The sequence below is a fragment of the Pseudomonas sp. MWU13-2517 genome (genome assembly GCF_023242545.1).
Lineage (GTDB): Bacteria > Pseudomonadota > Gammaproteobacteria > Pseudomonadales > Pseudomonadaceae > Aquipseudomonas.
Genome location: NZ_JALMFA010000007.1, coordinates 39,011 through 52,436 on the forward strand (window position 1 = coordinate 39,011; position 13,426 = coordinate 52,436).

General features: G+C 60.4%; 8 protein-coding genes. 3 read left to right on the plus strand and 5 right to left on the minus strand.

Annotation, left to right across the window (positions count from 1 at the left end):
- Position 1: 1 nt before the first annotated feature.
- Positions 2-1,465 (plus strand): D-aminoacylase, encoded by a 1,464-nt coding sequence (locus M5B97_RS11660; RefSeq protein ID WP_248731545.1) that lies wholly within the window; start codon positions 2-4, stop codon positions 1,463-1,465.
- A 29-nt stretch (positions 1,466-1,494) separates the two neighbouring features.
- Positions 1,495-1,863 carry a glyoxalase superfamily protein gene (locus M5B97_RS11665; protein WP_248731546.1) on the plus strand — a complete coding sequence of 123 codons (369 nt, stop codon included), beginning with the start codon at positions 1,495-1,497 and terminating at the stop codon, positions 1,861-1,863.
- A 639-nt stretch (positions 1,864-2,502) separates the two neighbouring features.
- Here M5B97_RS11665 and M5B97_RS11670 read toward each other — a convergent pair.
- Both M5B97_RS11670 and M5B97_RS11675 read right to left on the minus strand, forming a co-directional pair.
- Positions 2,503-4,422 carry a methyl-accepting chemotaxis protein gene (locus M5B97_RS11670; RefSeq protein ID WP_134660241.1) on the minus strand — a complete coding sequence of 640 codons (1,920 nt, stop codon included), beginning with the start codon at positions 4,420-4,422 and terminating at the stop codon, positions 2,503-2,505.
- Between the two features lie 166 nt (positions 4,423-4,588).
- Positions 4,589-10,288, minus strand: coding sequence for a membrane-targeted effector domain-containing toxin (locus M5B97_RS11675; protein WP_248731547.1), 5,700 nt, complete (start codon positions 10,286-10,288; stop codon positions 4,589-4,591).
- A gap of 187 nt (positions 10,289-10,475) precedes the next feature.
- Between M5B97_RS11675 and M5B97_RS11680 the strand changes: the two genes are divergently transcribed.
- Complete coding sequence (locus tag M5B97_RS11680) at positions 10,476-11,093, plus strand: FKBP-type peptidyl-prolyl cis-trans isomerase (protein ID WP_003194089.1); 618 nt, start codon at positions 10,476-10,478, stop codon at positions 11,091-11,093.
- A gap of 60 nt (positions 11,094-11,153) precedes the next feature.
- Here M5B97_RS11680 and M5B97_RS11685 read toward each other — a convergent pair whose 3' ends face one another.
- From M5B97_RS11685 to M5B97_RS11695, 3 genes are all read right to left on the minus strand, one after another.
- A complete protein-coding gene (locus M5B97_RS11685; RefSeq protein WP_003194088.1) occupies positions 11,154-11,411 on the minus strand; it encodes a hypothetical protein in 258 nt (85 codons plus the stop codon).
- A 160-nt stretch (positions 11,412-11,571) separates the two neighbouring features.
- Complete coding sequence (locus M5B97_RS11690; protein ID WP_123715928.1) at positions 11,572-11,913, minus strand: zinc ribbon domain-containing protein YjdM; 342 nt, start codon at positions 11,911-11,913, stop codon at positions 11,572-11,574.
- 195 nt (positions 11,914-12,108) lie between these two features.
- Positions 12,109-13,077, minus strand: a complete 969-nt coding sequence (locus M5B97_RS11695) for a polyprenyl synthetase family protein (protein WP_123715929.1) — start codon at positions 13,075-13,077, stop codon at positions 12,109-12,111.
- Positions 13,078-13,426 lie beyond the last annotated feature (349 nt).

A 13,426-nucleotide genomic window follows, 5' to 3' on the forward strand; every position in this document is an offset into this window, starting at 1 on the left:
TATGAAGTACGACACGGTGATTCGCCAAGCGCTGATCATGGACGGCAGCAACACGCCAGGCTATGTGGCCGATGTGGGCCTGCGCGATGGGCGTATCGAGACGATAGGCAATTTGTCGGCGGCCGTGGCCGAGCATGAAGTCGAAGCCGCGGGCCGCGTGCTGGCGCCGGGTTTCATCGACGTGCATACCCACGACGACACGGTGGTGATCCGCCATCCGCAGATGCTGCCCAAGCTCAGCCAGGGCGTGACCACGGTGATTGTCGGCAACTGTGGCATCAGTGCATCGCCTGTGAGCTTGCGCAATGATCCGCCGGACCCGATGAACCTGTTGGGCTCCCGTGAGGCCTTCACGTACCCGCGTTTTGCCGATTACCGCTCAGCGGTGGAGGGCGCGCATCCGGCGGTGAACGTTGCGGCGTTGATCGGCCACACTGCGTTGCGCAGCAACCATATGGACGACCTGTACCGCACCGCCTCCGCGGATGAAATCGCGGCCATGCGCGTGCAGTTGCGCGAGAGCCTCGAAGCCGGCGCCCTGGGCTTGTCCACAGGCCTGGCCTACGCCAGCGCATTCAATGCCGAGACCGATGAGGTGCTGCAACTCAGTGAGGAGCTGACGGCCTTCGGTGCGGTGTACACCACCCACTTGCGCAGTGAATTCGAACCGGTGCTGGAGGCCATGGATGAGGCGTTTCTGATCGGCCGACATGCCAAGGCGCCGGTGATCATTTCTCACCTCAAATGTGCCGGTGCGGGTAATTGGGGGCGTAGTCCGCAATTGTTGGCATCGCTTGAGCTGGCGGCGAAAACCCATCCGGTGGGTTGTGATTGTTATCCCTATGCGGCCAGTTCATCGACCCTGGATTTGAAGCAAGTCACTGATGCGTTTCGCATCACTATTACCTGGTCAACGCCACACCCGGAAGTCGGCGGGCGTGACCTGCAGGATATCGCTGCCGAGTGGAATGTTTCGCTGCTGGACGCGGCGCGTCGTCTGCAACCGGCGGGGGCGGTGTACTACGGAATGGATGAGGGGGATGTACGACGTATCCTCGCGCATCCGCTGTCGATGGTAGGTTCGGATGGGTTGCCTGAAGACCCGTTCCCCCATCCGCGTTTGTGGGGCGCGTTTCCACGGGTGCTGGGGCATTTCAGTCGGGATGTAGGGTTGTTCCCGTTGCACACGGCGGTGCACAAGATGACCGGCTTGTCGGCGGCGCGTTTTGGCTTGGCTGAGCGGGGTGAAATCCGCGAAGGGTACTGGGCCGACTTGGTGTTGTTCGATCCGTTGCGCGTGCGCGATGTGGCGGACTTCAAGGAACCGCGGCGCGCGGCGGAGGGCATCGATGGGGTGTGGGTCAACGGGGTGTTGAGCTACAGCGACGGGCAGGCGAATGGTCAGCGGCCGGGGCGCTTCCTGGCGCGGAGTGGGGATTTGCGTCGTGGTTTTTTGTTTCTATAGTGGGTGCTCTCATACACGGAGCGGTCACCATGCACTTAGGAAAAGTCACCCCCATTCTGCGGATTTTCGACGAGCTCAAGGCGCTGGAATTCTACGTCGACTTCCTGGGGTTCAAAGTGGATTGGCAGCATCGTTTCGAGGCGAATTTCCCGGTGTATTTGCAGGTGTCGTTAGGCGAATGTTTGTTGCATCTGACTGAGCACCATGGTGATGCCTCGCCGGGGGCGGCGGTGCGAATTCAGGCGCAAGGAGTGGACGCTTATCAGCAGCAGTTGGTGGGCAAAGATTATCGGTATGCCAAGCCCGAGGTTGAGGAAACACCGTGGGGATCGCGGGAGATGAGCATCAAGGATCCGTTTGGGAACCGGGTGGTGTTTGTCGAGGAAGGCGAGGGCTGAAGGGCAAATTGCAGGCAATAAAAAACCGCCTTGGTAGGGCGGTTTTTTTTGCAGTCCCAGTTAGTGGCTGGGGTTGCGATCTCAAAGATGCGTTGACCCGCAGACGGATACTACCGCCGGTCATTTTATCGCGCAAGGCTGAGCGATGGTCGGCACAGACAATGCTTGAATCTTTCTGACTCCCCCGATTTCCACTGTAAAAGTTTGCAATAGATCTAGGAGTCAATACTGGATATATGACCACTTTTTGTCACACCTTCAACGCGGATTTTGGTTAGGCTCCTCCCCGTTCTGCGTTTGTTGCTTTTAAGCGAGCCGGGTGCGCGCACGATTTTTTGGACTGATCGCCACGGGCTAGTAATCCGTGCCGGATTCATGCGAGAAGCCCATTAACCCGGCCGCCTCAAAGATGCGTTGACCCGCGTCCGAAGGCCCACGTGTTCCGGTAAGTGTGCTGGAGGTAAGGCCCAACTCACGGAGGGCCGAGTATGTCTAAGTTTGCACGACGTACGTGGAACCTCGTAGTGAACTGCCTGCGTGCTTATCACGTCTGGAAGTTCCTGCGAGACAGCTTCGATGACCGCTAAGGTCTGAGGAGTGGAGCCGCCTCGGTTCAGGCCGAGGCGGCTTTTTGGTTTTTTAAACCCGGAAATGACTGACCATCTGCTGCAACTGGCTACCCAATCGAGCCAGTTCAACGCTCGACTTGGCCGTCTCCTCACTCGCAGTAGCCGTCTGCTCCGACACATCACGCACATTCACAATGCTGCGGCTGATCTCTTCAGCCACGGCGCTTTGCTGTTCGGCCGCTGCTGCAATCTGCTGGTTCATCGACTGGATGTTCGACACCGTACGGGTGATGTTTTCCAGCGAAACACCTGCCTTGCGGGTCAGCTCGACACTGCTGTCGGTCAGGCTGCGGCTGTTGTTCATCACGTTGGCCACTTGCTGAGTGCCGTTCTGCAAGCCGGCAACCAGGTCTTCGATTTCTTCCGTGGATTTCTGCGTGCGCTGGGCCAGGCCACGCACTTCATCGGCGACCACCGCAAACCCACGCCCGGCTTCACCGGCACGCGCCGCTTCGATGGCGGCGTTGAGGGCCAGCAGGTTGGTCTGCTCGGCTACGGCCTTGATCACGTCCATCACGCTGCCGATCTTGTTGCTCTCTTGTTGCAAGTGCGCCATGGCGTCGGTGGAGCGCGCCACTTCTTCAGCCAGGCGCTCGATCTGCGCGATGGCTTCAGCCACTACCTTGTCGCCCTCGCGGGCCTGGCCATCAGCGTTGGAGGCCGCCTGGGAGGCTTGCTCGGCGTTACGCGCCACTTCCTGCACGGTAGCGGTCATTTCGTGCATGGCGGTGGCCACTTGATCGGTCTCGATCTTTTGGCTGTTGACGCCTGCACTGGTCTGTTCGGTAACGGCCGACAATTCTTCAGCGGCGCTGGCGATCTGCGTCACACCGTCACGGATGCCGCTGATCAGTTCACGCAAGGTGGTGCCCATGCGCTGGATGCCTTGTTGCAGCACGCCCAGTTCATCACGACGGGTGACCTGGATGTTGTGGCTCAGGTCGCCGGAAGCGATGCGCTCAACCACCTCCAGAGTGTCTTGCAGTGGGCGTGTGATCTGGCGGGTGATGACCCATGCCGCGATGATGCCAACCAGCAGCGCCAGCAACGTGCTGATCAGTTGCAGGCTGCGGGCCTGAGCACTTTCGACATCGCGACGATTGAGCTGGATGTCATACAGCTTGTCACTGATGGTGACGATGTCGGTGCCCTGGGTGGTCATTTCGGCGCGGGCGGTGACGATATTCGCGTTAGCCGCCTTGTAGTTCTGCAGGGCGCTGCGGTAAGCACCGAGTGCGGTTTCCAGTGCGGTCAGCGCACTCTGCTGGCTGGCGCCGAAGACGGTGTTGAGGTCTTTCAAGCTGGCAATGGTTTTTTCAATCTGGGCGGCGGCGCGGGCTTCAGTGTCCGGGTTGACATCGCCGGTGTAGCCGCGCACTTCAAAGCGCGCCAGTTGGAACTGCATCTTCGCGTCGGCCACGGCCTGGAATTGGGCCAGGTGCTCCGAGCTGTCAGGCATTTGCTTTACGCTGGCTTCCAGCGCGTTGATCTGTGCGTTGGCGATATCGGCCTTGTCGCCCATCACCTGGCGTGAGGCGTTACCGTTACGGTACGCCTCTCGCATCTTGTTCAGGGACTGTTGATAGGCGGTAATGACGGCTTTCTGCTCATTGAGCAGCTTGAGGTTTTCCGGGCTCTTGAAACTGTCCAGCAGTTTCTGTTGCTGGGCGGCGAAGCCATCCAGGTTGGTTTGGACGTTCTGGGCCACGGTTTCGTCGCCGGCGGCGAGCATGTATTGCAGGCGCGCGATGCGCAGTTTGGTCAGCGAGGCGTTGAGCTGGGTAATGTCGCTCATCCAGTTGCTGCGGTCGATCAGCCCGCTCAGGCTGGTCCAGCCGGTCAATGCCAGAATCGAGGTGAGGACAAGCACCAGGCCGAAGCCCAGGCCCAGTTTGAGGTTGACGCTGATGTTACCGAACCAGCTGTTCATCGAATGCTCCGCAAAGTTTGATCTGAGTGCTGGGCGGTATTGTTGTTGGAGCCAGCTTAGGTATGTAGGGCAATATCGGCAGCGGGACCAGAATCTGAAATGCCTTTTGTCCGGCTGTATCCAAAAGGCGGGCCCTGACCGTCAGGCGGGCAGGGCCCCGGGGGCATCAAGGCGCCGGTATCAGGTGGATCTCGTATTTGAGCGCTTCGATCAGCTGGCTTTGATAGACAAAGCGTTTGTCGCGAATCCGCTCCCATCGGTCAATGAAGAACTGACCGTTGTCATCGATCTGAATCGGCGTGACCACGATTTCGCCACTGTTGGAGTGGTGCACCAGGTTGGTCTCATCGGCTGTCGGCCGTTCGATGATGAAGTGGCCTTTGATGCGCAGCCGTTCCCGGCTCGGCGGCGCGGGAGGGCGTATGGATTTCCGGCCGGCGATACCGACCTCCAGGGTGAAGTCGCTGCGCAAGGCCAATGAGCTGGACTCGTCCACGACCCAGCCGCCCTGTCGCAAGGTGCGTGCAGTGCCCGCGGCGGCATCGCGCACATGCAGGCTCACGGCATCCTGCAACTGGGCAATACCGGGTACCAAGAGGTTCATATCGGTGTGCCCGCTCCCTATGAACGCCACCCACTTATGGGGCCCGAACGCCGCCTGGTCGGCCTTGATCACCTCGTTGGCAAAATAACTGAACAGCGTGTTGCGCGGGCTTGCGCCCCTGGCCCCTTTGGTGTGGTAGCTGGCAAGGCAATCCAGGGCGCGCACGCGCACCCCGTATTTGTTGGCGGCCTTGATTACGTTGGTATAAGTGTTCGGCCCGGTGTACATCAGCATATGGCCCTGGTCCTGGGCATTCAGGTAGGCCTGCAAGCCGCTGGGCATTTTCAGTGTGTCGTGCAGGATATCCAGTTCATGCTGATGCAGATCGGTGAGCAGGTGCTCGACGTAGAGCGTTTTTACCCCCTGTTTCTTCAACAGCTTCATGTGCTTGATCAGGAACTCTTTGCTCGACTGCGCGGCATGTGCCTCACCGAGGACAAGCCCGAGTTTTTGTTGAAAGAGTCGCTTGATCAGGTCCTCTTCGTGCGTGAGGTCGGCAAGGTAATCCAGCGCGCCGCGTCGTGGCGCCGTGTAACCGGCAAAAAAGGCTTCGGCGCGTTCGGTCAAGCGTTGGCGGATACGGATGAACTCAGCGAACGTGGCCTGGCGGGGATCACCTTGAGCCAATGCGTACCGTGTATCCAGGCCGCGATGAGACGCCGCCAATTGCCCTGCCTGTTTCTTCATGGCGGGGGGCATATCGAACTCGCTGAAGTGCACCGTGCCGGTCGCAGCAGCAGGGGCCGGCGCGACGCCCGGTTGGTTGCGCAGGTGAAGGTTCGTCGACTGCGACACTGTGAAATGCCCCCTGGACTGCGCCGCAGGCAGGGTATCGATCCAGACGCCCGTGGGCTCGCCAGGTGCGACGTCTTTGATGCGCAGCGCCAAGGTGTTTTGCAGGTCGGCCAGGCCGGTCGTCAGCGCGTGGCTGCCGATGCGATCCTGCTCTGCCAGGGCGATCCAGCCTTCGTCGGGGTGCTTCCTGACGTTGCGCGCAATCGCCTGGTGCGAATAGAAATTGCGCAGCCGGCTTGAGCGGGGGATAAACCGTTCACCGTCGCCAAGGGCCAATACATGCTCCATGTGGTAGGAGCTCGACGCGTCCAGCCCGTCGATGAGCACGTTGTACTTGTGCGCCTCAAGCACCAATTTGCGGAAGCTGAAAGGTGCATCGGCAGCGAAGCCGAGGGAGTGATCGACCCGGGCGAGATGCTCGGTGACGCGTTCAAGTGCCACCGCGACATTGCCTTCGACTTCGCGGTTGAGGACCTTCAGCTTGCTGCGAAACACGTCAACCGGCAGGTTCTCGATGTACAGCCGCTTGAGCCCCTGCTCGGCCAGGGACTGCATGTTTTCGATCAGCAATTGTTTGCTGGCGATGGACGCGTTAGGGGCTCCGATCAGCAACTGTTTGCCCGGCGAGAACAGGCGCTTGAACAGCTCGGCGTGCGGAGTATCTGCGGCCAACTGGGGCACTTGTGGCTTGATGGGGTGTACGGGGGGGTTAAGGAAAAAAGCCTCGGCATCTTGGGTCAGTTGCTCGATCTGGCCAACGTAGGCATTGCGCAGCGGCAGCAACTGGTTGTAGGCGTGGTGCTGCGTGGCGCCGATGAAGTCATCGCTCCAGTTCTGGGTAATCCGGGTTTTGAAACTGTCATCGAGCACGGCCCGGAAATATTTACCTTCTGCGGGCGAAATCTCGTATTTCGCCAAGGCGTCGTCGTCGACCTCCTCGGGCAGCCGCTCATACTTCTTGCGTCCGCCACCGGCCACGCCGGAGCGCACCCAGCGGCCCTCATTATCCTGATTGACCAAGCGTGCGGTCGAGCGCATCTGTCCGGAAGCCGGGTCCTGGCGATAGAGCAGGTGGCGGCCCAGGGCATCCGGGGTGGGCTTGACCCAAAAGGGCTGTCCATCGAACAGCACGGGTTGCATGCCTGGCGCAGTGGCCGGTTCGAGTTGTTTGAGCAGTGCGCTGTCAGCCGCCTGTTTGCCGGTTTTGAATGTCGGACGCAGTGTGTTGAACGGGCCTTTTAAAGCGGGTCGAAAATCGAACAGCAGCGCACCGCCGAGGTTGGCCAGGTACCCGATGTAATGCTGCAACGCGCCGTCGCGGTCACCCTGGTGCCACGCGTTGAGCGCGAGCATCGCGTCCTTGAACGCAAGCAAACCGCCCAGGGTCAGGCTGAGAGCCGGAAAGGGAATGGTCGCGATGGCGGTGACCCATTCGACGCAAGTCCAGACAATGCCCATGATCATCTGCGTACGGTTCACGGTGGTGGCGTGGACGTCGTCGATCCGGCGCTGCAGCACCATGTTGTAGAACTCGTGCCGCAGGTCGGTCAAGGGCGTGACGCGCTCGATGCTGTCGTAATGGGGGCGGCTCGGGCTGGTGCGGTTGATGTCGGCGGGCAGGCCGTCCTTGGCAGTTTCGAGCAAACTCCGGACACGTGCCTGGGACTGCTGCGCGGTGCGAGTACAGAAATACTCCACAGCACCATCGAGGGTCTTGAGCACGTAGTTGAACAGTTTTGCCTCGCGAAAACCGATGCCATCCGGTGCATTCGGGGTATACAGCAGCACCGGATTATCCGCGTGGCTGAACAGATAAACGCCCATTGCCCAACTGCCGTCGATAAACAGGCGATGGACTTTGTAAGTGTTGCGCTGGGTCACCGCGCTCTGGTCCAGGCTGGTGATGGCCTGGGTCAACCAGGTCAGATCGACACTGGCGATATGCCCCTCGAGACGCGATTGCAGAGCGGCACCCTGCATTTGTAACTGGGTGATCTTCAGTGTGGCATTGCGTCGGGCGGCATAGCCCGGGCTGTCGGCGGCCTGCAATCGCTGGCGCACCAAGTCGGTGTAACGCTTGCCGATCCACACGCCTCTTACAGCGGCGGCGACGTTCTGCGGGGTCAGCGCGCTCAGGTCGATGCCAGACGGACCGCGAAATGTCGCCGAGCTGGAAAAGTCTTCATTGATAAACCCCACGTTGTCCGCATACCCGTCGCGATACAGCTCGGTGTAGGACACGGGTTTGGGCCCATGCCCCAGCAGCGGTTTGGGGGGATAGGCGAAAACCAGGTCCGGGTCGACCTTGTTGTGCGTCCGGCCCAGCAGTGTGTTGAGGCTGAGCCTGGCCTGCTCATGTGAATAGGCGGCAAAGCTGGGGAAGTTGGCCTCCGCATCCGGCCTGGCGTTATAGGTGCGCAAGGCGCCTTCGGCATCTTCGGCGAGGCTTGTCAGGCGGGTACGCTCAGCTTGAGAGGCGGAGCGCAGCCAGAGCGGGCTGCTGTATTCGTAGTCGTCGACCAATTGCGCCATCAGGTGCTCGACCATGGCGTCCAGGCAGGCGTCGTGCGTGCTCGGCGTCCCGAAGGTGACTTCCTCATGCTCCATGGCATCGGGTCGCAAGCCCAGGTTACTGGCCACGATGCGCATGGTCGGGCGAAAGCGCTGCGGCACTTGCTCCAGCAGGTACTCGGCCATGGTTTTTCCCGTGTGCCGGGCAGTGTCAGCCGTCCAGGCGAGAATGTGCGTCTGGCATTCGCGCAGGCTGTTGAAGCCGATAAACATCTGCTGCCTTGGCGAGTCGGGTGTGCACAGCAGCAGGCGTTTGATTTGCCCGTTGGCGTCGTTCTCGCGCAGCAGCCACAGGTCCTTGAGTTGCGCGCCATGCAGCAGCACGGTCTGCGCGCGCAGCGTCGACGAGCCGGGCGTACCGCGCAATTGTTCGAACAGTTGATAGTCGGCTGTGTTCAGGTGGCCCTGCAGGTTGGCGGTGTAGGCCAGCAGGGCCAGGCGTCGATCAAGCATGGCTTTGGTCGCCTGGCGGATTTCGGGCGTCGCCATGGCTTTTTTCTGCCGGTCGGCAAAGTCCAGGCGTGGGTCCAGCGGTTCCAACAAGTCGAGCAGAGTGTGTGGTGTGAGGTGCGCATGGCTGCCTTGCAACGCCGCGCCGGCGTAGCTCAGGGTGGTGTGCTTGAGAAAGGCCGAACCGGGCAGCCGGTCTTCGCTGTGCAAACCTGCGAGGGCGATATCCACCAGGCTGCGCTCTTGCAGATAGGAGCCCACCTCCGCCACTTCGCGGCGGGTGGTGACGAGCAACTGCTGCGGGTCGAGGTCATGGATCTCCAATTGGTCGGCCAATTGTTCGAGCAATTGGTAATGGGCCAGGGCGCCTGGGGTTATCCAAGGGCCGAACAGCTCCAGGCATGTCTGCCGGGCCCGGTTGTAGTGGACGATGCAGTCCGCCAGGTGTTTTTGCTTCGCGTCACCGGCGTTGCGGTACCAGTCGGGCAAACTTTTATGCAGGGCTCGCTCAAGCAGGCGCTGGCGTCGTACTGCCAGGCGCGGGGACAGGTCGGGCAGGGCGGCGCGGACTGCCGCGTCCAGCTCCTGGATCAATTGTGTGCTGTTATGTTGTGGGTTGTTGGCCAGGCTCAGCGCGAGGTCGACGTCCAGGCGACGTTTATCGAGCAGCGCCTGATAGCAGTGTTCGAACACCAGCGTGTCGTCGATCGGCCGCAGTTCCAGCGGCCAGATGCCGGTGACGTCGAGGTGTTGATAGCGCACGGGCAGGTGCTGGGTGATTTCACCACGCTCGGCCATGTTCGTTTTCAGGCTCTGGTCGAGTTCGAGCAGTGAGTCGAACCCGTAGAGACCCGCCGACGGTGTAAAGAGCAGCACCGGGCCGACGGCTGCCTCGGTGGTCAGGCTATCGACCAGCGGGCTCGGTTGGCGCGTCAACACAAATGCGCCGGCGAACTCGACGCTTTGCTCCTGGTAGGTGAACGTCAATGCATAAATCCCCGGGCGCATCGACGGCACGCGTGAGCAGTCCTCAAGCATGCGTTGGTCGACGGGGTTCAGCAGATGATCCTTGATAGTGAGGCTGGCCTCCCGCTCCAGCGCCGTGCTGCCGGCGGCGTAGCGCATAAAAGTCTGGCGACCCTGGCCGGTGATGGCGCTGGTTTCATCGAGGTCTTGCAGCTGCCCATTCAGTGTGGCTCGCAAACGGGCCAACAGCGCCTTGCCTTCGATGTGGGTGAGATCGGCCTGGGCCAGGTCCTGGTAGAGGGCGCGCGCTTTGCTGAGGAACGTGTCGTTGGCCTGTTTGAGCGTGGCATTCAATTTTTCCAGGTCCGTCAGTTCCTGTGGCGGTGGGGCAGGCTGGTTGACTTGGCTGCGCAGGCTCGGATCAATCTCGAGCAACTGCGCGTGCAGTTGCTCGACGTGGGATACAGAGGGTGTGCTCATGACACCGTCTCCAATGCGATGGAAGGGACCCTCAGCATGGGACGCCGGCTTGGGGCGCCGGCGGTAGATAGGTACGTGCGCAGGGCTCATCACAGACCGCGCATGTGTGCTAGTCTGCTGGCCCTTTTAGTTCTGGGCGGCGCGGAAAACGGCGTTTTCCTGTGCGGCCCAACAGCGGAGCCTCTTCATGTCCGAAGTTAATCTGTCCACCGACGAAACCCGCGTCAGCTACGGTATCGGCCGTCAGTTGGGCGACCAACTGCGCGACAACCCACCACCGGGCGTGAGCCTGGACGCGATCCTGGCCGGCCTGACCGACGCCTTCGCGGGTAAGCCAAGCCGTGTTGACCAAGAGCAAATGGCTGCAAGCTTCAAAGTCATCCGCGAGATCATGCAAGCCGAGGCCGCTGCCAAAGCTGAAGCCGCCGCGGGTGCCGGCCTGGCGTTCCTGGCTGAAAACGCCAAGCGTGATGGCATCACCACCCTCGCTTCTGGCCTGCAATTTGAAGTACTGACCGCCGGTACAGGCGCCAAGCCGACCCGTGAAGATCAAGTACGTACCCACTACCACGGCACCCTGATCGACGGCACTGTGTTCGACAGTTCCTACGAGCGCGGTCAGCCCGCTGAATTCCCGGTGGGTGGCGTGATCGCCGGCTGGACCGAGGCTCTGCAACTGATGAATGCCGGCAGCAAATGGCGCCTGTACGTGCCGAGCGAACTGGCTTACGGCGCTCAAGGCGTTGGCAGCATTCCACCGCACAGCGTTCTGGTGTTCGACGTCGAGTTGCTCGACGTTCTGTAAGACCTGCCGATTACCTGTGGGAACGAGCCTGCTCGCTCCCACAGTGTTTTGCGGGGTTGTTCATGGATGGAACTTGCCATTGAGCTCCGTCGCCGGGCGCAACGCTCGGGCATAGCAGAACAAAAACAGGTTTCTCACCACCTCTTTCAGCACGCCGGGCTCACTTGAACTCAAGCCGTTGACGTCCAGGTCGCCCTGATCCTGCAGTTCATTCAGTGCTTCTTCTTCCAGTACCGCGCAAACCTCACCGGTTTCCCGATGCAGAATCCGCAGGTAGGGGTGTGGGCGGTCCAGCCAGGCATCGATCAAATAAGTCATGGTTCATTCTCCTTGATGGGTTTCAATGAGAATAATTCTTATTCGTGGAATAGCAAGTGCCTATTGGCGGTTTTCTGGGTTTTATGGGTGACTGTTGCGTTCAGTCAACGGAGAGGGCGAAACGCCATCCCGCGGCGGGCGCGGGATGGAGGCAGCAGGTTCAGACCTTGCGGACGAACTCGGACTTGAGTTTCATCGGGCCGATGCCGTCGATCTTGCAGTCGATATCGTGGTCGCCATCGCACAGGCGGATGTTCTTGACCTTGGTGCCGACCTTGACTACCAGGGACGTGCCTTTGACCTTGAGGTCCTTGATCACGGTGATGGTATCGCCGTCTTGCAGGACGTTGCCCACAGAGTCCTTTTTCACGGTTTCGTCGCTGGCTGCGTCGGCCTCGCCATCAGCGGACCATTCATGGGCGCATTCCGGGCAGATCAGCTGGGCGCCGTCTTCATAGGTGTATTCGGAATTGCATTTTGGGCAGGGTGGCAACGTGCTCACTAAAGCTCCTTGAAAGTCAGGATGGCTAAAAGTCGCACATTATATAGGGATTTTGGGTCTTGCAGGTTGTATGAAATCCAGACGTGAGAAGGGCTTGCCCCCGATGACGGTGTGCCAGCCAGCAGATTCCGTGACTGATACTCCGCTATCGGGGGCAAGCCCCCGTTCACATTGGTCTGTGTCTGCAGGTATGACTTAGTGCGTACGCGCGACCGCGAATTCACTCAGTTCGACCAGGGCATCCCGGTATTCGCTGGCTGGCAGCGCTTCCAGGCACTGGATGGCGCGGGCCACGAAATCACGCGCCAGTTGCGCGGTGTAATCCAGGGAACCGGAGGCTTCAACTGCTGCACGGATGGCTTCCAGGTCTTCGATCCCACCTTTCTGGATCGCCTTGCGCACCAGGGCCGCCTGTTCCGGCGTACCTTCACGCATGGTGTAGATCAGCGGCAAGGTGGGTTTACCTTCGGCCAGGTCGTCACCGACGTTCTTGCCCAGGGTTTCGGCGTCACCGCGGTAGTCGAGCAGGTCATCCACCAGTTGGAACGCCACGCCCAGGTGGTCGCCGAAGGTACGCAGGGCTTCGGCTTGTTCGGCGGTCGCGCCACACAGGGCGGCTGCGCTATGGGTCGAGGCTTCGAAGAGCATCGCGGTTTTGCCGCGAATCACTTCCATATAGGTTTCTTCGGTGGTGCTGGCGTCGCGGACCTTGGACAGTTGCAACACTTCGCCTTCGGCGATGATGCGCGTGGCCTGTGAAAGAATCTTCATCACCGGCATCGAGCCCAGCTCGACCATCATTTCGAACGAACGTGAATAAAGGAAATCGCCTACCAGTACGCTGGGGGCGTTGCCCCACATTGCATTGGCGGTCTCGCGACCACGACGCATGCCGGACATGTCGACTACGTCGTCGTGCAGCAGGGTGGCGGTGTGCAGGAATTCGATGGTGGCGGCCAGCAGGCGCAGGTCATCGCCTTGGCGGCCGAGGGCCTTGCCGCACAGCAACACTAATAAAGGACGCAGGCGCTTACCGCCCGCCGACGTAATGTAGTCGCCAATTTTGGAGACCAGCGGCACTTTAGACGTCAGCTGCTGCTTGATGATGCCGTCGACGGCGCTAAAATCGTCCGCGACCGCGCGGTAGAAAGCTTGGGGTTGCATCAGCGACAGTCGCTCCAGAAGGGTTGCGCGGCATGCTAGGACCCAGGCCCCCGGGTGTCAAGGCGCGCCCGGTCACCGTGAAAGCTGCTGCAGGCTGGGAACCTTCGGCTCTACGCGGGTAATCCTGGGTCAAAAACCGGCTCGGAATGTTCATTTACAACCGGTAAACTGCGCTGACTTGCCTGGTTTACCCTTGTCTTTCCTTGGCTCGCTACGCTTTCAAGGCGACTGGCGGCCACTTGCAAGGCATCGAAGCCTTGCGTACAATCGCGCACCCTGAACTTCCTGGGCAGCACCTGCCTTACGCAATTGCATTCGGGACGTCCATCCCATGCAGCCATGCCAGCCA